The following is a 26,655-nucleotide window of genomic DNA, read 5'->3' on the forward strand; positions in this document are numbered from 1 at the left end:
GCCTCCCCGGTCAGGAGCCGAGGAGCGCGTGCGCGACGGTGAAGATGACCAGACCGGCGAGCGAGCCGACGACGGTGCCGTTGATCCGGATGAACTGCAGGTCCTTGCCCACCTGCAGCTCGAGCTTCTCGGAGGTCTCCTGCGGGTCCCACCGGCTGATGGTCTCGCCGATGATGCTGGCGATGTCACCGCGGTAGCGGTCGACGAGGTTCGCGGCGACGGTGCCGATCCAGGTGTCCACGGTCGCGGCGAGCGCCGGATCGGTCGAGAGCCGGCGACCGAGGTCCACGACGATCGACTCGATGCTCGCGCGGAGCGGGCTGGCCGGGTCGTCCATCGCGCCGAGCAGCGACGCCTTCGTGGCCTCCCAGGCGTCCCCCGCGAGCTCGCGCACCCGGGGGCTGTCGAAGGCGCGGTTCTTGATCTCCTCGACGCGGGCGATGAGGTCCGGGTCGCTGCCGAGGTCCGTCGCGAGCGTCGCGAGGTAGCCGTCCACCGCGAGCCGGAAGGGGTGGCCCTGATCGCCGCGGACGGTCTCCACGAGCACGAGCGCCTCGCGGTAGAGCCGCTCGTCGACCGCGCGGCTGACGGCGGAGGGCAGCCAGCTCGGCAGTCGGCCGCTGACCATCCTCGTGAAGCTCTCCGGATTGGCGATCAGCCAGGCCTCGGCCTGCTCGACGAGCGTGTCGACGAGCCGGCGGTGGTGCCCCGCCTCGACGACGCTGCCGACGAGCGAGCCCAGCGGCGGACCCCACTGCGGGTCGAGCAGGTGCCGCCGGGCGAGCGCCTCGATCACGCGCTGCACATCGGAGTCGTCGAGCAGCGCGATCGCCGAGCGCACCGCCGCGGCGCTCTCGCCGCCGATGCGGTGGGCGTTCTCGGGCTCGGCGAGCCAGAGCCCGGCGCGGCGGGCGATGCCGAAGGAGTCGAGCTTCTCCCGCACGATCGCGCCCTGCAGGAAGTTCTCCTCCACGAACTGGGCGAGGCTCGCGCCGATCTCGTCCTTCTTCGTGGGGATGATCGCCGTGTGCGGGATCGGCAGCCCGAGCGGTCGCCGGAAGAGCGCCGTGACGGCGAACCAGTCCGCGAGCGCGCCGACCATCCCGCCCTCGCTCGCCGCCCGGACCCACTGCAGCCACGGGTAGCGGTCCTGCAGCGCGAACGAGACCGCGAAGACGATCGCCATCAGCACGAGCAGCCCGGTGGCGAGCCGCTTCATCGCGACGAGGGCGGCGCGCTTCGCGTCGTCGTCGCGCCCGGCGGCGGTGCGGACGGCGGCCGCGCTGCTGGTCGTCATGCGGAGGTGGGGAATCCCTCGTGGCGGATGCCCCAGGCGACGCTCCACTCCTCGCCCGGCTCGAGCCAGCGCAGGCCCTGGCCGGAGTTGAGCGCCTCGGCGGGGGCCGTCATCGGCTCGACGGCGATGGCGGTCTTGACGTCGTCGCCGTCGGGGAAGATCCGGGTGATGAAGACCTGGACGAAGTTGTGCGAGGCGTCGGCCCAGAGCAGCACGCGGCGGCCGTCGGCGGCGCGGAGGCCGTGGACGCTCTCGCCGTCGACGATCGTGACGTCGGCCCAGGCGTCGTCGAGCTCGAGGTCGCCGATCCGGCGGCCCCCGCGGAGGTCCCAGTCGGTGCCGTCGACCGGGCTCTGGCCGGTCGGGTTGAGCCGCTCGTCGACCTCGATGTGCACGGCCGCGTCGACCGTGATCACGAGCTCGTCGGTCGGGACGTCGCCGATCGCGAGGAAGGGGTGGGTGCCGATGGCGACGGGCGCCTCGTCGGCGCCGACGTTGACGACGCGGTGGACGACCTTCAGGCCGTCGGCCTGCAGCTCGTAGCGGACGGTGGTCCCGAGGTGGAACGGGTAGCCGCTCTGCGGGACGACCGGCGCGGCGAGCTCGACGAAGGAGGGGCCCTGCTCGACGACGCGGTAGGACGCGCTGCGCAGCAGGCCGTGGATCGCGTTGTGGTACTTCGGCTCGGTGATGTCGAGCTGGAGGGTGCGGCCGCCGTGGTGCCAGCGGCCGTCCTTCACCCGGTTGGGCCAGGGCATCAGGACGATGCCCGAGCCGAACGGCGGGACGACGGTCTCGGGGTATCCGGCGGTGATCTCGACGCCGTCGACGGAGAGGTGGCGCAGCCCTGCGGCCACCTCCGTGACGACGGCGTGCAGGGTGCGTCCCTCGGCGGTGAGGTCGAGGGCGAACTGGCGCCCGGTTGCGGGGGCGGGAGTGAAGTCGGCCATTCCTGAATCCTACGGACCGGCGCCGACGACGGCGTGCCCGCCGAGCGGGGCCGAGCCGCAGCGGGTCACGGCGAGCCCCGCCGCCTCCAGGAGCTCCACGGCGGAGTCGCTCGCCTGGGCTCCCGTGAGGAGGCGGTCGAACTCCTCGGTGCCGGCGACCCGGCCCAGGTCGACGACGCCGAGCTTGCTCGAGTCGGCGACGACGACGCGGCGGGCGGCGGCGTGCAGCATGCGGCGCTTGAGCGTCGCCTCCGGGAGGTTGACGTTGGTCACGCCCGCCTCGGCGTGCACGCCCGTGCAGCCGACGAAGACGACGTCGGCGCGGATCCGCTCGAGCACCTCCGAGGCCAGCGGCTCCACCAGCGAGTGCTGCAGCGGGCGGAGGGTGCCGCCGGTGACGACGACGGTGAAGCGCGGGATGGCGGGCTCGAGCGCGAGGGCGATGGTGAGCCCGTTGGTGATCACGGTGACGTCGTGGAGGTCGTCCCGCGCCACGAGCGCGTGCGCGATCGCGAGCGGCGTGGTGCCGACGTCGAGGATCACGCTCTCGCCCGAGGCGACGGACGCGGCGGCCTCGCGGCCGATCGCCGCCTTCTCGTCGGAGGCGGAGGCGAGTCCCTCCTCGAAGGACCGCTCCCCCGGGCGCTCGCCGACCGGGACGGCGCCGCCGCGGACGCGCTGGACGGCGCCCTCGCCGGCGAGACGATCGAGGTCGGAGCGGACGGTGACGACGGAGACGCCGAGGCGGTCCGCGAGGTCGGCGACGGAGACGAAGCCCTGGCGGTCCGCGAGCAGCCGCATCTCGAGTCGGCGCTCGAGCGCCGAGCGGCTCTCCTGCTCGCCATCCGTCCTCATCGCTCCATGCTCCCCTGCGCGCCACGGACTTGTCAAAGGGAAAGCAGGCTTTCCTTTCCGAAGATCGGCGGCTATCGTGGGCGGTGCCATGAACGAAGCGATCCCCCTCTCCGCCGGCGTCGTCAAGCGCCCGCACGTCCTCGCCGACGGCCGCGACCTCATCTACTTCGATGACGCGGACACGTCCCTCCCTCCCGAGCGCGCGGCGGATGCCCGCGTGCTCGATCCCCGTCCCGCGACCGCGCGCATGCGCCAGGACGTCCTCACCGGGGAGTGGGTGTCGATCGCCGCCTCCCGGCAGAACCGCGTCTTCCTGCCGCCGGCCGAGCTCGACCCGCTCGCCCCGGCGTCGCCCACGAACCCGTCGGAGGTGCCGAGCGACTACGACGTCGTCGTCTTCGAGAACCGGTCGCCGTCCTTCGGGCCCCTGCTCGAGGATGCGGACGCACCCGCCTCGCTCGAGGACCTCCGCACGCTCGGCCTCGGCCGCACGCTGACGAGCGTCGGCCGCTGCGAGGTCGTCTGCTTCAGCCCCGAGCACGAGGGCTCGTTCGCGACCCTCTCCGCCTCGCGGGCCCGCACCGTCGTGGAGGCGTGGGCCGACCGCGTCGCCGCGCTCTCGGCGCTGCCCGGCGTGCAGCAGGTCTTCCCGTTCGAGAACCGCGGGGAGGCGATCGGCGTCACCCTGCACCACCCGCACGGCCAGATCTACTCCTACCCCTACGTCACGCCGCGCACGACGCGACTGCTCGCCTCGCTGGACGCGTACGGGCCCGGCATGTTCGCGGACGTCCTGGCGTTCGAGCAGGCCGGCGAGCGCGTGCTCGTCCGCGGCGAGCACTGGACGGCGTTCGTGCCGTTCGCCGCGCGCTGGCCGATCGAGGTGCACGTGCTCCCGCACCGCCACGTGGCCGACCTCAGCGAGACGACGCCCGAGGAGCGCGACGAGCTGGCCGTGATCTACCAGCGGCTCCTGCGCGGCATCGACGCCCTCTACGACTCGCCCACCCCGTACATCTCCGCCTGGCACCAGGCGCCGGTGCACGAGCGCCGCGACGAGGTGCGGCTCATGCTGCAGATCACCTCGCCGCGCCGTGCGGCGACGAAGCTCAAGTACCTGGCCGGCAGCGAGGCAGCGATGGGCGCCTGGATCGGCGACATCGCACCGGAGACGAGCGCCGCCGCCCTGCGCGAGGCGATCGAGCGCGCCGACGCCGCCACCCTGGCCGCCGAGACGGCCGCGCGCCCCGACGCGTCGCTGCCCACCGCCGACACCGCTCCCGAGGAGAACCGATGACCACGCCCACCGCCGCCCTCGACGCCGTCGCCGAGCGCGCCGCACAGGACTTCGAGCGCGCCTACGGCCACCCCGCCGTCGGCGTCTGGGCCGGACCCGGCCGGGTCAACCTCATCGGCGAGCACACCGACTACAACGACGGCTTCGTGTTCCCGTTCGCCATCGACCGCGCCACCGCGATGGCGGTCTCGCCGCGCGAGGACCGCGTCGTCCGCATCTCGAGCGCCTTCTCCCCCGAGCACGTGGAGATCTCGCTCGACGACCTCGGCCCGGACGCGATCGGCGGCTGGTCGGCCTACCCGCTCGGCGTCGTCTGGGCGCTCACCGAGTACGGCGTCGACCTCGGCGCGCGCTCGGGCTTCGACGCCTACGTCGACTCCGACGTCCCCGTGGGCGCCGGTCTCTCCAGCTCGGCCGCGCTGATGTGCGCGATGGCCGTCGCGCTGAACGAGCTCTGGGAGCTCGACCTCGACCGGGCGACGCTCGCCCGCGTGGGCCGTCGAGCCGAGAACGTCGCCGTCGGCGCCCCGACCGGGATCATGGACGAATCCGCCTCGCTCTTCGGCGAGCGCGACGCGGCGGTCTTCCTGGACTGCCGGAGCCTGGACACCGAGGTCGTCCCCCTCGGCTTCGAGGAGGCGGGGCTCGTGCTCCTCGTCATCGACACCCGTGTCGAGCACGCGCACGCCACCGGCGGCTACGCCGAGCGCCGCGCGTCCTGCGAGCTCGGCGCGGCGACGCTGGGCGTCGAGTCGCTCCGCGAGCTGTCGGTCGACGATCTGCCCCGGGCGGTGGAGCTCCTCGACGACGTGACCTACCGCCGGGTCAAGCACGTGGTGACGGAGGACGCCCGCGTCCTCACCACCGTCCGCACCCTCCGCGAGCAGGGGCCGCGCGCGATCGGCGAGCTCCTCGACGCCGGGCACGTCTCGCTCCGCGACGACTTCGAGATCTCGATCCCGGAGCTCGACACGGCCGTCGAGGCCTCCCGCGCCGCCGGCGCGATCGGTGCCCGGATGACGGGCGGCGGCTTCGGCGGCTCGGCCATCGCCCTCACCCCGGTCGAGAAGGAGGAGGAGGTCCGCGCGGCCGTCCTCGCCGCCTTCGCCGAGAAGGGCTTCCGCACCCCCGAGCTGTTCCTCGTGACCGCGGCCGACGGCGCGGGTCGCGTGCGCTGACCGGTCCGCCGGCGCGGGATCGCGAGACCCCGCGCCGACCCCTGCCGGTCGAGTAGGCGCGCAGCGGCGTATCGAGACCCCGCGCCTGCACACGTCGGATCTCGATACGCCCGCTCCGCGGGCTACTCGATCAGCAAAGGTGGCGCAGCGCTCCGCCGCTCCGGAGTGGGCGCAGCGCTCCGCTGCTCCGCTGCGCGGAGCGCCCTTCAGTCGGCGGGCGGGACGACCGGGCGCAGCGCGCCTCCGGTGACGCGGACCAGCTCGGCGGCGCTCGTCGGGTAGACGGTGTGCGCGTGGCCGGCGGCCGCCCAGACGGTGTCGTACTCGGCCAGCGCCGTGTCGACGACGGTCGGCAGCGGGGCCGGGTGGCCGACCGGCGCGACGCCGCCGATGGTCTGGCCGGTCGCCGCCTTCACCACGGAGGCGGACGCGCGGGTGATCGCCCCGCCGAGCTCGGCGCCCAGCCACTCCGTGTCGACGCGGTGCGCCCCGCTGGTCAGGACGAGCAGCGGGGCGCCGTCGAGCAGGAAGACGAGCGAGTTCGCGATCTGGCCGACCTCGATCCCGAGGGCCGCCGCGGCGAGCGCCGCCGTCGACGCCGCGTCGTCGAGCCAGCGGATCGGCGGTCGCACGCCGTGGACGTCGAGATCGGCCAGGACGCGGTCGACCGCGGGGTGGCTCCGTTCGCTCATGCGAACGACCGTAGCCCTCCCCGCGGCCGCGGAAGGCGCTACTTCGTCAGCGTCGCGATGTCGATGACGAAGCGGTAGCGCACGTCCGAGGCGAGCACGCGCTCGTAGGCCTCGTTGATCTGCGACGCCGAGACGACCTCGACCTCGCTCGCGATGCCCTTCTCGGCGCAGAAGTCGAGCATCTCCTGGGTCTCGCGGATGCCGCCGATGCCCGAGCCCGCGAAGGAGCGGCGGGCGCCGAACAGCGTGAACACGTGCAGCGGCAGGGCCTCGGCCGGCGCGCCGACGTTGACCATGGTGCCGTTGCGGCGGAGCAGCCCGAGGTACGCGTCCAGGTCGAGCGGCGCGCTCACCGTGTTGATGATGATGTCGAAGTGGTTCGCGAGGGTCGAGAACGTCTCCTCGTCCTTCGTCGCGTAGTAGTGGTCGGCGCCCAGACGGAGGCCGTCCTCCTTCTTGCTCAGCGACTGCGAGAGCACGGTGACCTCGGCGCCCATCGCGTGCGCGAACTTGACGGCCATGTGGCCGAGTCCACCGAGACCGACGACGGCGACCCGCTTGCCGGGGCCCGCCTCCCAGTGCGAGAGCGGCGAGTAGGTGGTGATGCCGGCGCAGAGCAGCGGCGCCGCGGCCTCGTAGGGGATCGACTCCGGGACGCGGAGCACGAAGTCCTCGACGACGACGACGTGGGTGGAGTAGCCGCCCTGGGTGACGGTGCCGTCGCGGTCGACGGAGGCGTAGGTGCCGGTGTTGCCCTTCAGGCAGTACTGCTCCTCGCCGGCGAGGCAGTTCTCGCACTCGCGGCACGAGTTCACCATGCAGCCGACGCCGACGCGGTCGCCGACCTTGTGCTTGGTGACCTCGGAGCCGACCTCGGCGACGACGCCGACGATCTCGTGGCCGACGGTGAGGGGGTACTGCACGGGGCCCCACTCGCCGCGGACGGTGTGGATGTCGGAGTGGCAGATGCCCGAGTAGGCGATCTCGATGAGCACGTCGTGCGCTCCGACGTCGCGGCGCTCGATCGTGGTGGGGACGAGCGGCTCGGTGGCGGAGGGGGCGGCGTAGGCGTTGACGGTCAGCATGGGTTCTCCTTCGTGGGGGCGCGCTCGTGCCGTGGTCCAAGTGGGGGGTGGGAACGCGAGCGCGTCTGCCCACGCTAGCGACCTCCGCCTGGACGCCGACCGTAGGCTCGGAGGATGCGGAGCACGATCGACCTGAACGCGGACCTCGGCGAGGGCTTCGGCGTCTGGTCGCTCGGCGACGACGACGCGATGCTCGGCATCGTCTCGAGCGCGAGCATCGCCTGCGGCTTCCACGCCGGCGACCCCTCGATCATGCTCGCCACCTGCCGGAGCGCCGCCCGGCTCGGCGTCGCGATCGGCGCGCACGTCGCCTACCGGGACCTCGCCGGCTTCGGGCGGCGCGACCTGCCCGTCGACCCCGACGAGCTGCACGCCGACGTCGTCTATCAGCTCGGCGCGCTGCAGGCCGTCGCGCGGGCGGCCGGCACCCGCGTGCGCTACGTGAAGCCGCACGGCGCCCTCTACAACCGGATCGTGCACGACGACCGGCGGGCGGAGGCGGTGGTCTCCGCGGTCCGCGACGCGCTGCCCGGCCTTCCCCTGCTGGGGCTCGCGTCCTCGGCCGTCGAGCGGGCCGCGGCGAGCGCAGGCCTGCCGTTCCTGCGCGAGGCGTTCGTCGACCGCGGCTACCGCGCCGACGGCACCCTCGTGCCCCGGGGCGAGCCGGGCGACCTGCTGGGCGACCCGGCCGAGATCGCCGCCCGAGCCGTGCGGATGGTCCTCGACGGCCGGGTGACGGCGGCCTCCGGCGAGGGGCTCCGGCTCGACGTCGACTCCCTCTGCCTGCACGGCGACACCCCGGGCGCCGTGGCGATGGCGGAGGCGGTGCGCGCCGCCCTCGCCGACGCGGGCGTCGGTCTGGCGAGCGCCGCACCGTGATCCCGGTCCGCCTGCTGCCCTCCGGCGACCGCGCGGTGCTGGTGGAGGTCGCCGGTCTCGACGACGCCCTCGCCCTCGCCGGCGCCCTCGACCGCTCGCGGCCGCCGGGTGTCGTGGATCTCGTCCCCGCCGCGCGGACCGTCCTCGTCGTGCTCGACGCCGCCCTGCCGATCGCCGCGGCGTCGCAGTGGATCACGAGGACCGCGGACGCCTCCGACCCGGCCGGAGCGGGGTCCGCCGGTCGTCGGCACGACATCGCCGTCCGCTACGACGGCGCCGATCTGGCCGACACGGCGGCCGCTCTCGGCTGGAGCCCGGCCGAGCTGGTGCGCCGCCACACGAGCACCCCATGGCGCGCGGCCTTCGGCGGCTTCGCCCCGGGATTCGCCTACCTCGTCGCGGTCGCCCCCTGGCCGGAGGTGCCCCGCCGTGCCGCGCCGCGCACCCGCGTCCCCGCCGGCTCCGTCGCGCTCGCGGCCGGCTACTCCGGCATCTACCCGCGCTCCTCCCCCGGGGGCTGGCAGCTGATCGGCTCGACCGACGCGGTGCTCTGGGACGCCGCGCGCGTGCCGCCCGCGCTGCTCGCGCCCGGCGACGAGATCCGCTTCCGGGCCCTGCCGTGACCCTGCGCGTGCTCGACCCCGGCCCCCTCGCTCTCGTCCAGGACGAGGGCCGCCCGGGCTTCGCCGCCGTCGGCGCCGGACGCTCGGGCGCGATGGACCGCGGCGCGCTCCACCTCGCGAACCGCCTGCTCGGCAACGCCCCCTCCGCCGCCGCGCTGGAGCTGCTCGGCGGCGGCTTCACCGCGCGCGTCGGGGCGCCGACCTGGATCAGCCTGACCGGAGGCGCCGGAGCCGCGACCCTCGACGGCGCCGTCCTCGACCGCGTGCTGCCCGTCCTCGCGCCGGCCGGCACGGTGCTCCGACTCGGACCGATGACGACCGGACTGCGCCGCACCCTCGGCGTCCGCGGCGGCATCGACGCCGCTCCCGTCCTCGACTCCCGCTCCCGCGACACCCTCTCCGGCCTCGGCCCGGAGCCGCTCCGAGCCGGTGACGTGCTCGCCACCGGCTCCCCCGCCGGCCCGGTCCTGCTCCCCGACTGGTGGCCCCTCGATCCGCCCCGGGACCCCGTGCTGCGCCTGCACCCCGGCCCCCGGCTCGACCGCCTGCCCGCCGGCACCTGGGAGCGCCTGCTCGCGGGTCCCTGGCACCTGAGCCCCTCCGCCGATCGCATCGGCCTCCGCCTGGCCGGCACCCCGCTCCCGACCGGCGACGCCCCCGAGCTGCCCAGCGAGGGCCTCGTCCACGGCTCGATCCAGCTGCCGCCCTCGGGCCTCCCCGTCGTCTTCGGCCCCGACCACCCCGTCACCGGCGGCTACCCCGTCATCGCCGTCGTCGCCGCCGCCTCCCTCGACCTCCTGGCCCACCTCACCCCCGGCACCGAGCTCCGCTTCCACCCCTGACAGCCGGTGCCTGGTCCCCGGTCCCTGTCTCAGGTTCCTGATCTCCAGATTCCGGCCCTCAACGACTCGAACCTCCTCGGCCGGCTAAGCCCAGTCCCCACTCGCGCCCCTCCCCCCGCCGACACCCCCGGCAGCAGACCGCGGAAGGACCCCCGCTAGAGCAGAGCCCGCTCCGCCGCCCCCACCACGTTGTGGATCAGCATCGCCCGCGTCATCGGCCCGACCCCGCCCGGCACCGGCGACAGCCACCCCGCGACCTCCGCGACGTCCGGCGCCACGTCGCCGGTCAGCTTCGCCTTCCCCGTCTCCGGGTTCTCGACCCGCGTGATCCCCACGTCGAGCACGGCCGCGCCCGGCTTCACCCAGTCCGCCGCGATCAGCCCCGGCACGCCGACGGCAGCCACGACGATGTCCGCGCGGCGCACCTCGGCTGCCAGATCGGTGGTGCGGGAGTGGGTCAGGGTCACCGTCGCGTCGAGGCCCTTGCGGGTCAGCAGCAGCCCGAGCGGGCGGCCGACCGTCAGGCCGCGACCGACGACGACGACGTGCTTCCCCGAGATCGGGATCTCGTGGCGCTTCAGCATCTCGACGATGCCGTTCGGCGTGCACGGGAGCGGGCTGTCGAGCTCGCCCTCGACGCCGAGCACGAGGCGGCCGAGGTTGGTCGGGTGCAGTCCGTCGGCGTCCTTGCCCGGGTCCATCAGCTCGAGCATCGCGTTCTCGTCGATGCCCTTCGGCAGCGGGAGCTGGATGATGTAGCCCGTCACCGAGTCCGACTCGTTGAGCTGGCGGATGGCCGCGCGGATGTCGTCGGCGGAGGCGGTCGCGGGCAGGTCCACGCGGATCGACTCGATGCCGACCTCGGCGCAGTCGCGGTGCTTGCCCGCGACGTAGGAGCGGGAGGCCGGGTCGTCGCCGACCAGCAGCGTGCCGAGGCCGGGCACGACGCCCTTCTCGCGCAGCGCCGCCACGCGCTCGGCGATCTCCGCCTTGACTGTCGCTGCGGTCGCGACTCCGTCGAGTACCTGTGCCGTCATCGTCATCTCCTCGTTCACCGGCGCGTCGGAGCGCGCGTGTCGTTCGGGGTGTCGTCCCGCTGTGTCGTTCGGGGCATCCGCGGGGTCCAACGGCACGAGGCGCCGGGACCCCGCGGGTGCGGGTGCGCCCGCGGGCGCGGTGCGGACTACAGCCCGGGGTAGAGCGGGAAGTCGTCCGTGAGCCCCTTGACGCGCGCGCGCAGCGCCTCGAGGTCGGCGGAGGGCTTGAGCGCCTCGGCGATGACGTCCGCGACGACCGCGAACTCGGCGTCGCCGAAGCCGCGGGTCGCGAGGGCGGGCGTGCCGATCCGGAGCCCCGAGGTCACCATCGGCGGCCGCGGGTCGAACGGCACCGCGTTGCGGTTGACCGTGATGCCGACCTCGTGCAGGCGGTCCTCCGCCTGCTTGCCGTCGAGCGGAGAGTTCCGCAGGTCGGCGAGCACGAGGTGCACGTCGGTGCCGCCGGTGAGGACGTCGATGCCCTCGGCCTTCGAGTCGGCGGCGGTGAGGCGCTCGGCGAGGATCTGCGCGCCGCGGATGGTGCGCGCCTGGCGGTCGGCGAACTCCTGCTCGCCCGCGAGCTTGAACGCGGTCGCCTTGGCGGCGATGACGTGCATGAGCGGCCCGCCCTGCTGGCCCGGGAAGACGGCGGAGTTGAGCTTCTTGGCGTACTCCTGCTTGGCCAGAATGAGACCGGAGCGCGGACCCGCGAGCGTCTTGTGCACGGTGGTGGTCACGACGTCGGCGTGCGGGACGGGCGAGGGGTGCAGCCCGGCGGCGACGAGTCCGGCGAAGTGCGCCATGTCGACCCAGAGCTTGGCGCCGACCTCGTCCGCGATCGCGCGGAACGCCTCGAAGTCGAGGTGGCGCGGGTAGGCCGACCAGCCGGCGATGAGGACCTGCGGGCGGACCTCGAGCGCCTTCTCGCGGACCGCGTCCATGTCGATGCGGAAAGTCTGCGGGTCCACTCCGTACGCCGTGGCGTTGTAGAGCTTGCCCGAGAAGTTGAGCTTCATCCCGTGGGTGAGGTGGCCGCCGTGCGCGAGCTCGAGACCGAGGATGGTGTCGCCCGGCTGGACGAGGGCGGCGAGCGCCGCCGCGTTCGCGGTCGCGCCCGAGTGGGGCTGCACGTTGGCGAACTCGGCGCCGAAGAGCGCCTTGGCGCGGTCGATCGCGAGCTGCTCGGCGACGTCGACGTACTCGCAGCCGCCGTAGTAGCGGCGGCCGGGGTAGCCCTCGGCGTACTTGTTGGTGAGCACCGAGCCCTGCGACTCGAGGATCGCGCGCGGCACGAAGTTCTCGCTCGCGATCATCTCGAGGTAGCCGCGCTGGCGGTCGAGCTCCTGCTGCAGGACGGCGGCGATCTCGGGATCGACGACGGAGACGGGTTCGTTGAACGAGGCGGAGACTGCACTCGGAGTGGAGGAAGAGGACACGGGCGCTCCTTGGCTGCGAAACGGATGGCGTCCGCGCGAGGAGACGAGCTCGCTCGGGCGCGCGGACCAACGGTATCCGTTCCGGCCCAGGCGAGCGGCAGGAAAAGTGTCCGGAGGATCGACTCCGGAGGAGGTGCCGCTCCCTGATGGTCACCCATCCGAACGCCAGTCGCGACGCGGCCAGTGTAGCAACGGGCGGCCGATATCCTGAGCGGATGCAGACCGACTCCGCCGCGCCCGCCCCCGACCGGACCGCCGCTGCGGCCCCCCTCGCGGACGGCGGCGCCGACGGCGGTCCCGGCAACCACTGGACGCTCACCTTCGCCTGCCCCGACCTGCCCGGCATCGTGCACGCGGTCTCGGGGGCGGTGGTCCAGGCCCGCGGCAACATCACCGAGAGCCAGCAGTTCTCGAGCGCGGACACCGGGCGCTTCTTCATGCGCCTGCAGGTGGAGTCGCCCGTCACCCGCGACGAGTTCGAGGCCGCGCTGCTCCCGGTCACCGAGCACTACGGCATGACCTGGCGCCTCGACGTCGTCGGCCGGCCGCTGCGCACGCTGGTGCTCGCCTCCACCGCCGGTCACTGCGTGAACGATCTGCTCTTCCGCCAGCGCGCGGGCCAGCTCGCGATCGACGTGCCGCTGATCCTCTCGAACCACAGCACCCTGGAGGGTCTGGCCGGGTTCTACGGCGTGCCCTTCGAGTCGCGGGCGGTCACCTCGCCCGAGTCCAAGCGCGCGTTCGAGGAGCGCGTCGTCGAGGTCGTCGATGAGCACGACGTCGAGCTCGTCGTCCTCGCCCGCTACATGCAGATCCTCTCGCCCGAGCTGTGCGCGCGGCTGGCCGGCCGCGCGATCAACATCCACCACTCCTTCCTCCCCGGATTCAAGGGCGCGAACCCGTACAAGCAGGCGCACGCCCGCGGGGTGAAGCTGATCGGCGCGACCGCGCACTTCGTGACCAGCGACCTCGACGAGGGCCCGATCATCGAGCAGAACGTGGTGCGGGTCGACCACTCGCACTCCCCCGCCCAGCTCGTCGCGATCGGGCAGGACGAGGAGAGCCGCACGCTCACCCAGGCCGTGAAGTGGTTCGCGGAGGACCGCGTGCTGCTCGACGGGGCGCGGACGATCATCTTCCGCTGACGCCGGGCGCTGCGCCGCCGCTGAGACGCCGAGTCGCCCGGAACGGCTGCCCGTGGGGCGGGAGAACGAGCCCTCTCGGGCGACTCGCCGCGGGCGGATACGATGGTCCGCGTGAATCGAGCGACAGCGGGCCAGGCACGAACCGATCTCAAGGTCGGGCCGAACGACGTGCTGCGCTTCGTGCTCGAGCTGTTCGCCTTCGTCAGCCTCGGGCTGTGGGGCTTCCTCGCGTGGGATCTGCCCTGGAGCATCGTGCTCGGGATCGGCGCGCCGGTGCTGGCGATCCTGCTCTGGGCGCTGTTCCTGTCGCCCCGCGCGGTGCTCGCGATCGACGTCTACGGCCGCTCGCTGATCGAGCTGCTGATCATGGGCGCCGCCGCCCTCGCCTGGCTCGACCTCGGCCAGCCCATCGTCGCCATCGTCTTCGGCGTCGTCGCGGTCGTCTCGGGTGTCGTCTCCGGACGCCGCGCCCTGAGCTGACGCCGCGGGGCGGTCCGGAGCCCGCGCGATCCTGCTGATCGAGTAGCCCGCACAGCGGGCGTATCGAGATCCACCAGCTGCAAGACGACGGCCTACAGACCGACCTGTCGGCGACGGTGGATCTCGATACGCCCGTGCGGGGCTGCTCGACCAGCATGGTGCCGAGAGCCGCGCGCGACGAGCGACGGCCGCCCCGCCGCCCCCGGAGGGGCGAGCGGGACGACCGTCGCGACGGTCGGCGGAGGACTACTCCGCCGCGCCCGCCTCACGCTGCGCGAGGGCGCGGCGTCGCAGGCCCGTGAGGACCGCTCCGGCGCCGATCAGCGCGAGGGCGCCGGCTCCGAGCAGTCCGCCGCCGAAGCCGGTGGAGGGCAGGCCGCCCGAGCCGTGGCCGGGCGCGCCCGGTCCGGCGGTGGGCGTGGACGTCGGCGCGGGAGGCGCGGTCGGTCCGGCGGTCGGTCCGGCGGTCGGCGTCCCGGTGGGAGCCGGCGTCGCCGTCGGTCCCGCGGTCGGGGTCGCCGTGGGCTCGGCCGTCGGGGTCGCCGTCGGCGTCCCGGTCGGAGCCGGCGTCGAGGCCTCCGTCACATCCACGCTGACCAGGGTCGAGAGACCCGAGTCGGCGTAGGCGATGCTGCCGAGGTACTGCGCCGGGCCGGCCAGGCCGGTCCAGGAGACGGAGTAGCTCGTCGGCTCGCCCAGGACGGCGTCGACGGTCTCGGGCGCGGTGCTCAGCGAGCCCTCGCCGCCCTCGGCCGAGATGAGGAAGCTGCGGAGGTCGAAGGTCGCCTCCGGGTCCGCTCCCACCGCGTAGATGTCCGCCGAGACCAGGTACTCCCCGGCCTCGGGCGCGGCCAGGTCGACCCGCTCGTCGGCCGAGCCGGTCGCGCTGGTCGCCGTGGCCACCGGCTCGCCGTCGACGATCCGCGAGACCGTCAGGTCGAGGTCGGCGGTGTCGTCGAGCGAGTCGAGGTCGAAGCGGGCGAACCCGGTGCCCTCGGGGACGGTGACGGTCGTCTCGAACGTCTCGCCCTCGGGCAGCGTGCCGGTGTGGCCGTCCGCCGCGGTCTCGTCCTCGGCGAGGACTCCCACCGCGAGACCGCTCGGCGTCAGCGGCAGCGCGCCGTCGATGCCGGGGACGATCTCGACGCTCGTCGAGCCGGTCGAGCCGGAGCCCGACACCTCGTACGGCGCGTCCAGCAGCACGGGGCGCACGGCCACGGGGCTGCGCACCTCGTGGTCGGCGCTCGACCAGGTGAGGTAGCCGGTCGCGAATTCGGCGAGCTCGGCGTCCGTCCGCGTGAAGGTCACCGTGTACTCGGCGGTCTGACCCGCTCCGGTGAAGGAGAGCGTCGACGGCGAGACGACGGCGTCGACTCCGGGGATGTCGAGGTCGGCGGTGTAGCTGCCGGCCTCGGTCGAGGTCACCGTGCGGGTGACCGTCTGGGTGCCTGCCAGGGCGCCGATCGCGATCGAGGCCTGGTTGAGGTCGGACGGGTCGATCGCCTCGACGGCGTTGAGCTCGGGGTCGGCGAAGACGTAGCCGGCGCCCTTGAGGAACGCGATCCAGTCGCTCGGGCCGCTCTCGTAGAGCAGCCCGGGATCGAGGAACGCGGTCGGGTCGACGTGTCCGGCGCCCTGGGCGAAGACGTCCTCGGACGCGGCGCCCGACTGGTCGACGCTGTCGTAGGAGGTCGTCATCATGGCCGACTTGACCGACGACGGCGACGCGTTCGGGGTCACGCCGAGGATGAGCGCGGCGAGGCCCGCGATGTGCGGGGAGGACATCGACGTGCCGGACTCGAACGCGAAGGCGGGGTCGTCGCCCTCGGCGTTGAAGCTGTCGGCGAGGATCGCGACGCCGGGCGCCGTGATGTCGGGCTTCAGCACGTCCGCGCCGTCCGCCTCAGCGGGTCCGCGGGAGGAGAAGCCCGCCACCTGCGGGACCGGGATCTCGGTGCCGGTGGCGTTGCCCTCGGTCAGCGTCGCGGTCGCACCGGCGGTGCCGGCGTACGCGGTGATCGCGTCGTAGGCCTGCGAGTCGATCTGGATGCTCGGGACCGAGTGGTCGTCGACGTGCAGGGCGTTCGGGAACGGGTTGAGCAGCAGCATGCCGATGCCCCCGGCCCGGTCGACCTCGGCCGACTTCGAGACGCGCGCGGTCGTGCCGGCGGTGCAGGCGACGATCTTGCCGGCGACCTTCGCGGCGTCGAGCGAGCCCGGCGCGCAGATGTCGGGGTTCTCGGTCCCGGCGACGACGACGTCGGCGCTGTTCACGAGGGGTCCGGTGACGTCGTCGTGCACGGAGATCGATCCGCCGACGAAGGCCCGGCCGTCACCGAGGGTGGCGGTGGCCGTGTAGGTCGGGATCGAGGAGGCCGCGACCGTGGTGTACCACGGCGAGGCGTGGTCGAGGGTCGAGTCGCCGGGGCCGGAGTTGCCGGCCGAGGCGGCCACGAAGACACCCGCGGCCGCGGCGTTCAGGAACGCCTGGTCGTAGGGGGTCAGCGTCGAGACGGCGGAGCCGCCGCCGATCGAGAAGTTGATGACGTCGACGCCGTCCGCGACGGCCGCGTCGATGGCGGCGAGGATGCCGGTGCCCGAGCAGTAGTCGTCGTCGTCGGTGCCGTTCACGTCGCCGTTCCAGCAGACCTTGTAGGCGGCGACCTTGGCGGCGGGAGCGACACCGGAGATCATGCCGTAGTCGTAGCCGTCGACCGAGGCCTCGACGTCGGCGTTGCCGGCGGCCGTGCTCGCGGTGTGCGAGCCGTGGCCGTCCGCGTCGCGCGGCGAGCGGTACTCGGGGTTGTCCGGCGAGCCGGCCTTCTCGTTCGCGCCGAGGAACCAGCGGGCGCCGATCAGCTTCTGGTTGCACTCGTCGCCGTCCCACTGCTGGGCCGCGGCGAGACCGGGCGAGCAGGAGCCCGCGAAGGTGGTGCCGTCGGACTTGCGGTAGGTGACGGTCGTGCCGTCGGTGTACGGAGCGGCACCCGCGGAGGTGGCGAGCGGAGCGCCCGCGAACGACGGGTTCTCGGGCGCGATGCCGGAGTCGATGACTCCGACGACGACGCCCTCGCCGGCCTCGTCGACACCGCCGACGGTGTCCCAGACGCCGCCGTCGCCCTCCAGGCCGAGGAAGCTCGTGGACGACTCCTGACCGGTGTCGGGGACGGGGATGCCCGCGTCCGCCGCGGCGGGAGCGGCGGTCGTCGACGCGGTGGCGCGGTCGAGCTTCAGATCCTCGACCTCCTGCACCTGCGCGACGTCCTTGCGGGCGGCGAGCTCGCCGGCCTGCGCGGCCGTGAGCGAGGCGGAGAAGCCGTTGAGGGCGACCGTGTAGTGGTAGCCGATCGCGGCGTCGACGGCGGCGGCGACGTCCTGCTGCCGCTGCTCGAGGTGCGCGGAGTAGTCCTCCACCGGTGCCGAGCGGGCCTGCAGCTGAGCGCCGGCCTCCGGAGCGGTGCGGGCGAAGCGGGCGTCGGTGCCCTCGTAGACGGCGGCGGACGGCTCGACGAGGGTGACGACGTAGTCGCCGTCGTCGAAGGTCTGCGGGATCGAGAGTCCGCCGACGAGAGCGGCCCCGCCGACGAGCGGGGCGGCCGATGCTCCCTGGACGGCGAAGGCGCCCGAGGCGGCGATGCCGAGGGCGGCGAGGCCGGCGAGGATGCGCTTCTCAGCGCGGCGGACGGGTGGACGGTGGGACAAGTGAAGCGGCAATCGATGTCCTTTACTCACAGTGGCTGGGAACCGGATCGGATCCCGCACAGAGTCGACCCTACGATTTCGATCGCTCGGCTCTGTTACGAACAGGTAACGAAGTCCTCATTCGGGGGACAGCGCCGTGCGATCCCCGGGGATCCCGCTGCCCCCATTTCGGGGACCGCACCCGCCCGGTCCTACGCTGGCGGCATGCGCACCCCGAATCCCGACGCCGCCGTCGGCGTCATGCTCCCCCGCGACCTCCCCGCCTCGGCGGTCCTCCCCTACGCCCGCCGCGCCGAGGCGCTCGGCTTCGACGAGCTGTGGGTCGTCGAGGACCTCGGCTTCCGCGGCGGGATCGCCCAGGCCGGCGCCGTGCTCGCCGCGACCGAGCGGATCGTCGTCGGCATCGGCATCCTGCCCGCCGCCGTCCGCACCGCAGCCTTCACCGCGATGGAGCTCGGCACCCTCGCCGAGCTGTTCCCCGGCCGCGTGCACGCCGGCATCGGCCACGGCATGCCGGGCTGGATGCGCGGACTCGGCGTCTGGCCGAAGAGTCCGCTGACGCTCCTCGCCGAGCAGTTCGACGCGATCCGCGCACTGCTCTCGGGCGAGGAGGTGACCCGCGACGGCCGCTACGTGCACGTCGACGGGCTGCGGCTCGAGTCGCCGCCGAGCACCGTGCCGCCGCTGCTGGCCGGTGTCCGCGGACCGCGCTCGCTCGAGCTGGCCGGCCGCATCGCCGACGGCGCGATCCTCGCCGAGCCGGTCGCGCCGGAGTACCTCGCGCGGGCCCGGGAGCAGATGGGGACGCCCGGCCGCGTCGTCGCGTACAACGTGGCCGCGGTGGCCGACGACGCGGGCACCGCGCGCGCGGCCGTGCGGCCCGGACTGGAGTGGATCGGCGAGCCGGACTGGGCGCCGCACCTCGAGCCGCTGCCCTTCGCCGAGGAGTTCGCGCAGCTGCGCGCCCGGAGCGCCGACCGCGCCGCCTTCGTCCGCGACCTGCCCGACGAGTGGGTCGACCGCCTCGCCGTGGTCGGCACTCCGGAGACGGCTCGCGCGCGGATCGACGAGCTGCACGCCGCGGGGGCGGCCAGCACGGTGCTCGTGCCGATCGGCGACGATCCCGCCGCGGCGATGGAGCAGCTGGCCCGCGTCCTCTGACGCGCCCCGCACGCGGAGACGGCTCCGGCCCGCGGGATCCGAGGATCCCCGCGAGCCGGAGCCGTTCGTGCGAGCGGGAGGTCAGCCCGCCATGCGCGCCTTGAGGTTGGCGTCGAGCGTGGCGAGGAACTCCTCGGTGGTCTGCCAGGCCTGGTCGGGGCCGACCAGCAGGGCGAGGTCCTTCGTCATGCTGCCGGACTCGACCGTCTTGATGACGACGTCCTCGAGGGTCAGCGAGAAGTCGATGAGCTCCTGGTTGCCGTCGAGCTTGCCGCGGTGCGCGAGGCCGCGCGTCCAGGCGTAGATCGAGGCGATCGGGTTCGTCGAGGTGGGCTTGCCGGCCTGGTGCTGGCGGTAGTGGCGCGTGACGGTGCCGTGCGCCGCCTCCGCCTCGACGACGCTGCCGTCCGGCGTGGAGAGGACGGAGGTCATGAGGCCCAGCGAGCCGAAGCCCTGCGCGACGGTGTCGGACTGGACGTCGCCGTCGTAGTTCTTGCAGGCCCAGACGTAGCCGCCCTCCCACTTCATGGCCGAGGCGACCATGTCGTCGATGAGGCGGTGCTCGTAGGTGAGGCCGGCGGCCTCGAAGCGCTCCTTGAACTCGGTCTCGAAGATCTCCTCGAAGATGTCCTTGAAGCGGCCGTCGTAGGCCTTGAGGATCGTGTTCTTCGTGGAGAGGTAGACCGGGTAGTTGCGGGTCAGGCCGTAGTTGAGCGAGGAGCGCGCGAAGTCGCGGATCGAGGCGTCCTGGTTGTACTGGACCTGCGCGATGCCGTCGTCGGGGGCCTTGTAGACCTCGAACTTCATCGGCTCCGAGCCGTCCTCGGGCGTGAACTCGACGGTGAGCGTGCCCTTGCCCTTGAAGACGAAGTCGGTCGCGCGGTACTGGTCGCCGAAGGCGTGGCGGCCGATGATGATCGGCTTGTTCCAGCCCGGCACCAGGCGCGGGATGTTCGAGATGATGATCGGCTCGCGGAAGATGACGCCGCCGAGGATGTTGCGGATGGTGCCGTTGGGCGACTTCCACATCTTCTTCAGGCCGAACTCCTCGACGCGCGCCTCGTCGGGCGTGATCGTCGCGCACTTGACGCCGACGCCGTGCTTCTGGATGGCGTGGGCCGCGTCGATCGTGACCTGGTCGTCGGTCTGGTCGCGGTACTCCATGCCGAGGTCGTAGTACTCGAGGTTCACGTCGAGGTACGGGTGGATCAGGGTGTCCTTGATCTTCTGCCAGATGATCCGCGTCATCTCGTCGCCGTCGAGCTCGACGACCGTTCCTTCAACCTTGATCTTCGACATTGCACTCCCAGGGTCTCGTTGCACCGCCCCGCTGCTGCGAGGGACGGGTGGCTCCGCGGCCGCTCCAGACGGCCTCGACCAGCCTACCCGAGGCCGGAACTGTCTCGACGTCGAGACAGTTCTGCGCGAGGCGGCGCCCGGCGCCGTTCACCGCGCGACGCTCGTCCGAGAGGAGGATGACCGCCCCCGGGCCGGGCCGCTAGATTGGCCGCATGAGTGACCTCCGCCTGGAAGAGCTGTCGGCCGCGAACATCTCCGCCGTGAACGGACTGAGCCTCAAACCGGGTCAGGAGCAGTTCGTCGCCCCCGAGTCCTACTCCGCCGCCGCCGCCGTGATCGATCCGGGCGCCGCCTGGCAGCGCGCGGTCCTCGACGGCGACGAGCTCGTCGGCTTCATCCACGCGCACTTCGACACCGAGGCGCCCGAGGAGTTCCGCAGCTGCATCTGGCGGATCAACATCGACGCGGCGAAGCAGGGCCGCGGCGTCGGCACCTTCGCCGTCCGCGCCGCCGCCGACGAGGCGCGCGCCCGCGGCTTCGACACCCTCACCGTCATCTGGGAGTCCGGCGTCGACGGTCCCGAGCAGTTCTTCCGCTGGATCGGCTTCGAGGTCATCGGCGAGACCCCCTACGGCGAGAACATCGGGGCGCTGAAGCTCTGAGTTCCGAAGCTCCGAGTGCTGAAGCGCCGAGCGGTGAAGCGTTGAGCGATCGCCCTGCGGACGGCCCGGCCGACGCGGACCCCGCGGACTTCGTCTCCGCGGTGCTCGCCGTCGTCGAGGCGATCCCTCCGGGTCGCGTGATGGCCTACGGGGAGATCGCCGCGGTGCTCGGCACCCGGGCGGCCCGCGCCGTGGGCACGGTGCTCGCCCGCTACGGCTCCGACGTCGCCTGGTGGCGCGTCGTCCGCTCCGGAGGCGCCCCTGCGATCGGGCACGAGGACCGCGCCCGCGAGCACTACGACAGCGAGGGCACGCCCCTCGTCACGACGGCGGGCGGCTACCGCGTCGACGTCCGCGCGGCGCGCTGGACGCCCTGACCGCGGCAGCCGCTCCGGCTCAGACCAGGGAGTCGCGCCAGGCCGCGTGCAGCGTGGCGAACCGGCCCTCGCCCGCGATGAGCGCCTCCGGCGTCCCGTCCTCGACGATGCGGCCGTGCTCCATCACCAGCACCCGGTCGGCGATCGCGACCGTCGAGAGCCGGTGCGCGATGATCACCGCGGTGCGGTCGGCGAGCAGCGTCTGCAGACCCGTCTGCACCAGGCGCTCGCTCGGGATGTCGAGCGAGGACGTCGCCTCGTCCAGGATCAGCACCGCCGGGTCGGCCAGGAAGGCGCGGGCGAACGAGATCAGCTGGCGCTGGCCCGCCGAGACCCGGCCTCCGCGCTTGTTCACGTCGGTGTCGTAGCCGTCCGGGAGCGCCTGGATGAACGCGTGCGCGCCGACCGCCTTGGCGGCGTCGACGATCTCGTCGTAGGACGCGGAGGGCCGGCCGATCGCGATGTTGTCGGCGACGGAACCGGAGAAGAGGTACGCCTCCTGGGTCACCATCACGATCGCGCGGCGCAGATCCTTCGGGTGCAGCTGCCGGAGGTCGACGCCGTCGAGCGTCACCACGCCGTCCGTCGGGTCGTAGAAGCGGGAGATCAGCTTCGCCAGGGTCGACTTGCCGGCGCCGGTCGAGCCGACCAGTGCGATGGTCTGCCCGGCGGGGATCCGCAGGTCGAAGCGCGGCAGGACCTCGCGGTCCGCCGTGTAGGCGAAGCGGACGCCCTCGAAGCCGAGCGCCCCGCGCGCCTCGCGCAGATCGACCGGGTGAGCCGGATCCGGCACGCTCTGCTCCTCCGCCAGGACGCCGGAGATCTTCTCGAGCGCGGCCGCGGCCGACTGGTAGGAGTTGTAGAACATCGCCATCTCCTGCACCGGCGCGAAGAAGCGGCGGGTGTAGAGCAGCACGCCCAGCAGAGCGCCGATCTCGAGACCGCCGTCGAGCACCCGCATCCCGCCGAAGAAGAGCACGGCCGCCATCGTGACGTTGCCGATCAGGACCAGTCCGGGATCGAACGTGCCGAAGACGCCGAAGACCTTCTTGTAGGCGACCCGGTAGCGCTCGACGACGACGCCGAAGGCCGACTCGTTGCGCTCCTGGGTGCGGAACGTCTGCACGGCGCGGATGCCCGTCATCGTCTCGACGAACTGCACGATCAGGCGGGAGGAGGCGACGCGGGTGCCGCGGAAGAGCGACTGCGACCGCTTCTGGAACCAGCGGGTCAGGATCGCGAGCGGCACGAGCGAGCAGGCGAGGACGAGACCGCTCACCCCGTCGAGCGAGACGAGCGCGATCGCGACGAAGCCCATGTAGAGCGCGCCCTGCACCAGCTGGTTGATGCCGGAGTCCAGCAGCTCGCGGATGGAGTCGAGGTCGCTGGTCTGGCGGGAGATGATCCGGCCGGAGGTGTAGTTCTCGTGGAACTCCAGGCTCAGCTTCTGCGTGTGCAGGAAGACGCGCTTGCGCAGATCGATCAGGATCGCCTGGCTGACCCGCGCCGAGAGCACCGTGTACCAGGCGACGAGGACCGCGCCGATGACGCCGGTGAGCACGTAGGCGACGACGGTCAGGGCGAGCGGCGTCGCATCGCCGTCGAGCACGGCGGGCAGGCCGTTGTCGATCCCGAGCGCGATCAGCGCCGGCCCGGCGACCTGGGCGGCCGTCGAGACGACGACGACCACCGCGGTCAGCACCAGCCGCATCCGCAGCGGCCGCAGCAGCGAGCCCAGCAGTGCGAGCGAGCGGCGGCGCAGGGCCGCGGACTCGGCGCGGGTGAGGTCGTCGCGCTCCTCGGTCGATCCGAGCGTGCTCATGATCTGGTCTCCAGCTCGGTCAGGTCGGTCAGGTCGGTCGTCGCGATCCCGGACGCATCGGTCCGGTCGCCCTCCGCGCGCGGGCGGGAGCCGACGCGCTCGGTGCCGCGGGGGCGGGTGAGCTCGTCCTCCTCGAGGCTCGAGATGACGAAGCGGTAGTGCGGGCTGCGCGCGAGCAGCTCGGTGTGCGTGCCGACGGCCGTGACGCGGCCCTCCTCGAGGAGGGCGACACGGTCGGCCAGGGCGACGGTCGACGGCCGGTGCGCGACGATCAGCGCCGTGGTGTCGCCGAGCACGCGCCGCAGGCCCTTCTCCACCCGCGCCTCGGTGTCCACGTCGAGGGCCGACAGCGGATCGTCGAGGACGAGGACCGTGGGCCGCGCGGCGATCGCGCGCGCGAGGGCGAGCCGCTGGCGCTGGCCGCCGGAGAGGCTCATCCCCTCCTCGCCGACGGTGGTGTCGAGTCCGTCGGGCAGCGTGTGCACGAAGTCGGCCTGGGCGATCTCGAGCGCCTCGAGCAGCTCCGCCTCGGAGGCGTCGGGCCGACCGAGCAGCACGTTCTCGCGCACCGAGGTGGAGAAGAGCGTCGCGTCCTCGAAGGCCATGCCGACGTGCGAGCGCAGCTCGTCGCGCCGGAGCCGACGCACGTCCACGCCGTCGATCTCGATCGCTCCGCCGGTCACGTCGTACAGCCGCGGCAGCAGGGCGGTGAGCGTCGTCTTGCCGGAGCCGGTGAGGCCCACGAGCGCCATCGTCTCGCCGGGCTCGACCTCGAGGTCGACACCGTCGAGGAGGTCGGGGAAGCGCTCGGGCGCGTCCTGGTAGCCGAAGTGCACGTCGCGGAACCGCACTCTGCCGAGCGGCCGGGCGATCGTCTCGGGCGACTCCGGGTCGGTGATCGTGTTCCGGCTGTCCATCACCTCGAAGTAGCGGTCGACGGCGGTGCGCGCGTCGAACGTCATCGAGAGGAGGAAGCCGATCGACTCCACCGGCCAGCGCAGCACGGTCGCGGTGGCGAAGAACGCGAACAGCTCGCCGACGCTGAGCTGCCCGTCGGCCGCGAGCCAGACGCCGGCGAGGAGGCAGAGCGCGAAGGCGATGTCGGGGATGAGCAGCAGGACCACCCAGATGCCCGCGATGGCCTTCGCCTTCTCCACCTCGGTGCCGCGCAGCCGCTCGGCCTGGTCGGCGAAGCCGGCGAGCGCGTGCTGGTGGCGGCCGAAAGCCTTGAGGACGCGGATGCCGTGCACCGACTGCTCGACGGTCGTGGCGAGGTCGCCCGCCTGGTCCTGGCTGCGGCGGGCGATGAGCGAGTAGCGCTTCTCGAAGGCGAAGCCGTAGATCCAGACCGGGATCGAGCAGACGACGAACAGCGCGCCGAGGATCGGGTTCCAGTAGACGAGGACACCGAAGCCCACGACGATCGTCAGCGCGTTGACCACCAGCAGCACGAAGCCGAACGCGATCCAGCGGCGGATGAGGCTGAGGTCGGTCATGGCGCGCGAGAGCAGCTGCCCGCTCTGCCAGCGGTCGTGGAACGAGACGGGCAGGTCCTGGAGCTGGCGGTAGAGCGCGGTGCGCATCCGCGCCTCGACGCGCGTGCTCGGCGTGAGCACCATCCGGCGGCGCAGCCCGATCGCCACGGCCTCGAGCACGCCGAGCAGCAGCACGACGACGACCGGGCCGATCAGCGGGCCGAGGTCACCCGAGCCGGCCGCGGTCGCTCCGTCGCCGAGCGGACCGTCGACCAGCTGCTGCAGCACGATCGGGATCGCGAGCGAGACGAGGCTCGCCACGAGCGCGACCGCGATGCCGCCGGTCAGGCGCGGCAGCGCGTCCCCGACGAAGGGGACCAGGCGCAGCAGAGTCCGGAGCGTGTTCGGACGCTTCGGCGCGGTGGACGGAGAGGACTGTGCGAGCACGGTGCAGGGCTTTCGCGACGGAGGACGGAGCCCTCGCGCGGAAGCACTCGGGGGCGGGGATGCCGTCGGCCCGTGACGGGCTCGGGACAGCCTTGCAGGCTATACCCGGTCGGTCGACGACGTCCACCGCCCTCCGCCGCGACGCTCCGATCGCGCGTCCTCACCCCGCTGCGCCTGGACGGTGCAGGGTCAGCGGACGCGGACGGAGAGGCAGGTCACGCAGCCCTCGAGCTTCTCGAACTCCGAGACGTCGACCGTGACGACGCGGTAGCCGAGGTCGCGGAGCAGCTCCGCGCTCCGGGGTGCGGACGCCGCCATCAGCAGGGTGTCCGGGTCGAGCACCACCACGTGGGCGCCGCCCTCCTCCGGCATCGGCAGGAAGGACGGGAACAGCCGCGGCTCGTCGACGACGGGCTCCCAGCCGATGACGGTGCCGTCCGGGAGCGCGGTGACGGCGCTCTTGAGGTGCAGCGCGCGAGTGAGCGGCACCGCGACGACGCGCAGGCCGAGCGGGCGCAGCAGGCCCCGCAGCTGGGCGACGCCCTCCGCGTTCGTGCGGCCGCCGCGGCCGACGTAGACGGTCGAGCCGACGCGGAGGACGTCGCCGCCCTCGAGGGTGCCGGGCGCCTCGATGCGGTGCACGGTCAGATCGAGGGCGCGAGCGGCCTCCTCGGCACCGGCGACCTCGCCGCGGCGCGACTCGGCGCCCGGACGGGTGAGGATCGCGTGGCCGTCGACGACGAGCAGCGCGTCCTCGAGGAAGACGGAGTCGGGCATCGCGGGCGCCGTGGGGACCTGGACGGTCTCCCAGCCGGCCTCCTCGAGTGCGTCGACGTACTCCTCCCACTGCTGCAGCGCCGTCACCCGGTCGACGGGGACGCGCTCGAGGTGCGTGAGCTCGCCGGCGTCGAGGTCGTCCGCGGGCTGGCGGATGAGGGCGATGCGGCGCTCCCGGCGAGCGGCGGCGGAGCGCGGGGTGGTCGCGGTGTGCCTGCGGGGCGTCGAGGCGACCGCGATCCGGTGGCCGAGGGTGGCGGCGGCGATCACGAAGGCGAGCAGGAAGACGAGGTTGAGGCCGCCGAACGTCGCGACGATCGAGCCCCAGACCTCGCCGGTGATCGGGGTGCCCGTCGCGCTGGCCTGCACGAGGGTCCCGAAGACGGCGCCGACGAGGCCGGCGATCAGGCCGACGATCGCGGCCGTCCAGGCGCGTGCGAGCAGGCCGGCCGCCGCGAGGACGAGCACCACGACGAAGGCGAGGACGCTCGAGAGCAGGAAGTACGCGTTGACCTGCGGGATCGACGTCGGCTGCAGCTGGTTGCCGATGAAGAAGGCGAGCAGGTTGGCGAGGTGGGCGGCGATCGCCGTGGCCGCCGCTGCCGCGAGCGCCGTCAGCAGCCGCCGCCCCACGGTCGGGCCGGTGGCGGGGTTCGGGTCGATCCGGGCGTTCGGCGCGTCTTGCATCGAGTCGTTGGGCACCCCGAGACCCTACGCGCCCGCACCCTCGCGCCCCCTGGCCACCCCCTCGCAGCCGTCTGAGAGCCGCGCCGCCGCCCCTCCCCCGCCGACCCCGCACAAGTTGCGGTACTCGCCTCCCACTACCGCAACTTCCGGAGGATGGCCCCGCGTCCACCCGCGTCCTCTCGAGTACGCAGAAGTTGTCGTAGTCGACGCCCGAGTACGACAACTTCTGGAGACTCGCGCAGCGCGTTCGCCCAGACGCCCACCGACTCCGCAGAAGTCGTCGTCTTCGACACTCGACTACGACAACTTCTGGGGACTCGCGCAGCGCGTCCGCCCCGACGCCCACCGAGTCAGCAGAAGTTGCGGTACTCGCCCCCGACTACCGCAACTTCCGGAGGATGGCCTCGCGACCACGAGCTCCCTCCCCGAGTACGCACAAGTCGTCGGCCT

At 73.1% G+C, this 26,655-nt stretch carries 22 protein-coding genes; 10 read left to right on the forward strand and 12 right to left on the reverse strand.

The features are described from left to right. Positions 1 to 10: 10 nt before the first annotated feature. The 3 genes from HQQ82_RS05905 to HQQ82_RS05915 are packed head-to-tail and all read right to left on the reverse strand — an operon-like array spanning position 11 to position 3,102. Entirely contained in the window at positions 11 to 1,297 is a 1,287-nt protein-coding gene (locus HQQ82_RS05905; RefSeq protein WP_173232067.1) for a DUF445 domain-containing protein, read from the reverse strand. Next, positions 1,294 to 2,247, reverse strand: coding sequence for an aldose 1-epimerase family protein (locus HQQ82_RS05910; protein ID WP_173232068.1), 954 nt, complete (start codon positions 2,245 to 2,247; stop codon positions 1,294 to 1,296). Before HQQ82_RS05910 ends, HQQ82_RS05905 begins: the two co-directional genes overlap by 4 nt. A 9-nt stretch (positions 2,248 to 2,256) precedes the next feature. After that, entirely contained in the window at positions 2,257 to 3,102 is an 846-nt protein-coding gene (locus HQQ82_RS05915; protein WP_173232069.1) for a DeoR/GlpR family DNA-binding transcription regulator, read from the reverse strand. Positions 3,103 to 3,190: 88 nt separating this feature from the next. Here HQQ82_RS05915 and galT point away from each other — a divergent pair, with 88 nt between their 5' ends. After that, a complete protein-coding gene (gene galT, locus HQQ82_RS05920; RefSeq protein WP_173232070.1) occupies positions 3,191 to 4,399 on the forward strand; it encodes a galactose-1-phosphate uridylyltransferase in 1,209 nt (402 codons plus the stop codon). Next, positions 4,396 to 5,577: a galactokinase gene (gene galK / locus HQQ82_RS05925; protein ID WP_173232071.1), complete on the forward strand. Its 1,182-nt coding sequence runs from the start codon at positions 4,396 to 4,398 to the stop codon at positions 5,575 to 5,577. The genes galT and galK overlap by 4 nt, the downstream gene beginning before the upstream one ends. A gap of 206 nt (positions 5,578 to 5,783) precedes the next feature. On the opposite strand, the gene HQQ82_RS05930 is transcribed toward galK, so the two are convergent. Together HQQ82_RS05930 and HQQ82_RS05935 are read right to left on the reverse strand one after the other, a co-directional pair. Continuing rightward, complete coding sequence (locus HQQ82_RS05930; RefSeq protein ID WP_173232072.1) at positions 5,784 to 6,269, reverse strand: YbaK/EbsC family protein; 486 nt, start codon at positions 6,267 to 6,269, stop codon at positions 5,784 to 5,786. A gap of 38 nt (positions 6,270 to 6,307) precedes the next feature. Further along, positions 6,308 to 7,354: an NAD(P)-dependent alcohol dehydrogenase gene (locus HQQ82_RS05935; protein ID WP_173232073.1), complete on the reverse strand. Its 1,047-nt coding sequence runs from the start codon at positions 7,352 to 7,354 to the stop codon at positions 6,308 to 6,310. 114 nt (positions 7,355 to 7,468) lie between these two features. Here HQQ82_RS05935 and HQQ82_RS05940 point away from each other — a divergent pair, with 114 nt between their 5' ends. Genes HQQ82_RS05940 through HQQ82_RS05950 form a run of 3 tightly spaced genes read left to right on the forward strand, consistent with a single transcriptional unit; the run spans position 7,469 to position 9,698 of the window. Beyond that, positions 7,469 to 8,233 (forward strand): LamB/YcsF family protein, encoded by a 765-nt coding sequence (locus tag HQQ82_RS05940; RefSeq protein WP_173232074.1) that lies wholly within the window; start codon positions 7,469 to 7,471, stop codon positions 8,231 to 8,233. After that, complete coding sequence (locus HQQ82_RS05945; protein ID WP_367947830.1) at positions 8,230 to 8,856, forward strand: allophanate hydrolase subunit 1; 627 nt, start codon at positions 8,230 to 8,232, stop codon at positions 8,854 to 8,856. Before HQQ82_RS05940 ends, HQQ82_RS05945 begins: the two co-directional genes overlap by 4 nt. After that, positions 8,853 to 9,698, forward strand: a complete 846-nt coding sequence (locus HQQ82_RS05950) for a biotin-dependent carboxyltransferase family protein (protein ID WP_367947831.1) — start codon at positions 8,853 to 8,855, stop codon at positions 9,696 to 9,698. The genes HQQ82_RS05945 and HQQ82_RS05950 overlap by 4 nt, the downstream gene beginning before the upstream one ends. A gap of 155 nt (positions 9,699 to 9,853) precedes the next feature. On the opposite strand, the gene HQQ82_RS05955 is transcribed toward HQQ82_RS05950, so the two are convergent. Both HQQ82_RS05955 and glyA read right to left on the reverse strand, forming a co-directional pair. After that, positions 9,854 to 10,735 (reverse strand): bifunctional methylenetetrahydrofolate dehydrogenase/methenyltetrahydrofolate cyclohydrolase, encoded by an 882-nt coding sequence (locus HQQ82_RS05955; RefSeq protein ID WP_173232075.1) that lies wholly within the window; start codon positions 10,733 to 10,735, stop codon positions 9,854 to 9,856. 146 nt (positions 10,736 to 10,881) lie between these two features. Next, a complete protein-coding gene (gene glyA, locus HQQ82_RS05960; protein WP_173232076.1) occupies positions 10,882 to 12,171 on the reverse strand; it encodes a serine hydroxymethyltransferase in 1,290 nt (429 codons plus the stop codon). A gap of 215 nt (positions 12,172 to 12,386) precedes the next feature. Here glyA and purU point away from each other — a divergent pair, with 215 nt between their 5' ends. After that, a complete protein-coding gene (purU, locus tag HQQ82_RS05965) occupies positions 12,387 to 13,316 on the forward strand; it encodes a formyltetrahydrofolate deformylase (RefSeq protein WP_173232077.1) in 930 nt (309 codons plus the stop codon). Positions 13,317 to 13,427: 111 nt separating this feature from the next. After that, positions 13,428 to 13,796, forward strand: coding sequence for a YrdB family protein (locus tag HQQ82_RS05970; protein WP_367947832.1), 369 nt, complete (start codon positions 13,428 to 13,430; stop codon positions 13,794 to 13,796). A gap of 246 nt (positions 13,797 to 14,042) precedes the next feature. Here the strand turns inward: HQQ82_RS05970 and HQQ82_RS05975 are convergent, their stop codons facing one another. Beyond that, entirely contained in the window at positions 14,043 to 17,498 is a 3,456-nt protein-coding gene (locus HQQ82_RS05975) for a S8 family serine peptidase (RefSeq protein ID WP_173239156.1), read from the reverse strand. Positions 17,499 to 17,702: 204 nt separating this feature from the next. Between HQQ82_RS05975 and HQQ82_RS05980 the strand changes: the two genes are divergently transcribed. Beyond that, complete coding sequence (locus tag HQQ82_RS05980) at positions 17,703 to 18,659, forward strand: LLM class flavin-dependent oxidoreductase (RefSeq protein ID WP_173232080.1); 957 nt, start codon at positions 17,703 to 17,705, stop codon at positions 18,657 to 18,659. A gap of 81 nt (positions 18,660 to 18,740) precedes the next feature. Here HQQ82_RS05980 and HQQ82_RS05985 read toward each other — a convergent pair whose 3' ends face one another. Further along, positions 18,741 to 19,958 carry an NADP-dependent isocitrate dehydrogenase gene (locus HQQ82_RS05985; RefSeq protein WP_173232081.1) on the reverse strand — a complete coding sequence of 406 codons (1,218 nt, stop codon included), beginning with the start codon at positions 19,956 to 19,958 and terminating at the stop codon, positions 18,741 to 18,743. Positions 19,959 to 20,170: 212 nt separating this feature from the next. Between HQQ82_RS05985 and HQQ82_RS05990 the strand changes: the two genes are divergently transcribed. Further along, entirely contained in the window at positions 20,171 to 20,620 is a 450-nt protein-coding gene (locus HQQ82_RS05990; protein ID WP_173232082.1) for a GNAT family N-acetyltransferase, read from the forward strand. Positions 20,621 to 20,661: 41 nt separating this feature from the next. Beyond that, positions 20,662 to 20,997, forward strand: a complete 336-nt coding sequence (locus HQQ82_RS05995; RefSeq protein WP_173232083.1) for an MGMT family protein — start codon at positions 20,662 to 20,664, stop codon at positions 20,995 to 20,997. 19 nt (positions 20,998 to 21,016) lie between these two features. On the opposite strand, the gene HQQ82_RS06000 is transcribed toward HQQ82_RS05995, so the two are convergent. The 3 genes from HQQ82_RS06000 to ddaH all read right to left on the reverse strand — a co-directional run bounded on the left by HQQ82_RS06000 (position 21,017) and on the right by ddaH (position 26,220). After that, entirely contained in the window at positions 21,017 to 22,819 is a 1,803-nt protein-coding gene (locus tag HQQ82_RS06000; protein WP_173232084.1) for an ABC transporter ATP-binding protein, read from the reverse strand. Beyond that, entirely contained in the window at positions 22,816 to 24,741 is a 1,926-nt protein-coding gene (locus HQQ82_RS06005; protein WP_173232085.1) for an ABC transporter ATP-binding protein, read from the reverse strand. Before HQQ82_RS06005 ends, HQQ82_RS06000 begins: the two co-directional genes overlap by 4 nt. Positions 24,742 to 24,930: 189 nt before the next feature. Further along, positions 24,931 to 26,220, reverse strand: a complete 1,290-nt coding sequence (gene ddaH / locus HQQ82_RS20280) for a dimethylargininase (RefSeq protein WP_367947833.1) — start codon at positions 26,218 to 26,220, stop codon at positions 24,931 to 24,933. Positions 26,221 to 26,655 lie beyond the last annotated feature (435 nt).

Origin of the sequence: Rathayibacter sp. VKM Ac-2856 (assembly GCF_013205055.1) — a bacterium.
Classification (GTDB): Bacteria; Actinomycetota; Actinomycetes; order Actinomycetales; family Microbacteriaceae; genus Rathayibacter.

Excerpts from the sequence above, each read along its gene's own strand:
- HQQ82_RS05905 (WP_173232067.1), bottom strand. The coding sequence starts at position 1,297 with ATGACGACCAGCAGCGCGGCCGCCGTCCGCACCGCCGCCGGGCGCGAC.
- HQQ82_RS05910 (WP_173232068.1), bottom strand. The coding sequence starts at position 2,247 with ATGGCCGACTTCACTCCCGCCCCCGCAACCGGGCGCCAGTTCGCCCTC.
- HQQ82_RS05915 (WP_173232069.1), bottom strand. The coding sequence starts at position 3,102 with ATGAGGACGGATGGCGAGCAGGAGAGCCGCTCGGCGCTCGAGCGCCGA.
- galT (WP_173232070.1), top strand. The coding sequence starts at position 3,191 with ATGAACGAAGCGATCCCCCTCTCCGCCGGCGTCGTCAAGCGCCCGCAC.
- galK (WP_173232071.1), top strand. The coding sequence starts at position 4,396 with ATGACCACGCCCACCGCCGCCCTCGACGCCGTCGCCGAGCGCGCCGCA.
- HQQ82_RS05930 (WP_173232072.1), bottom strand. The coding sequence starts at position 6,269 with ATGAGCGAACGGAGCCACCCCGCGGTCGACCGCGTCCTGGCCGATCTC.
- HQQ82_RS05935 (WP_173232073.1), bottom strand. The coding sequence starts at position 7,354 with ATGCTGACCGTCAACGCCTACGCCGCCCCCTCCGCCACCGAGCCGCTC.
- HQQ82_RS05940 (WP_173232074.1), top strand. The coding sequence starts at position 7,469 with ATGCGGAGCACGATCGACCTGAACGCGGACCTCGGCGAGGGCTTCGGC.
- HQQ82_RS05955 (WP_173232075.1), bottom strand. The coding sequence starts at position 10,735 with ATGACGGCACAGGTACTCGACGGAGTCGCGACCGCAGCGACAGTCAAG.
- purU (WP_173232077.1), top strand. The coding sequence starts at position 12,387 with ATGCAGACCGACTCCGCCGCGCCCGCCCCCGACCGGACCGCCGCTGCG.
- HQQ82_RS05980 (WP_173232080.1), top strand. The coding sequence starts at position 17,703 with ATGCGCACCCCGAATCCCGACGCCGCCGTCGGCGTCATGCTCCCCCGC.
- HQQ82_RS05985 (WP_173232081.1), bottom strand. The coding sequence starts at position 19,958 with ATGTCGAAGATCAAGGTTGAAGGAACGGTCGTCGAGCTCGACGGCGAC.
- HQQ82_RS05990 (WP_173232082.1), top strand. The coding sequence starts at position 20,171 with ATGAGTGACCTCCGCCTGGAAGAGCTGTCGGCCGCGAACATCTCCGCC.
- HQQ82_RS06000 (WP_173232084.1), bottom strand. The coding sequence starts at position 22,819 with ATGAGCACGCTCGGATCGACCGAGGAGCGCGACGACCTCACCCGCGCC.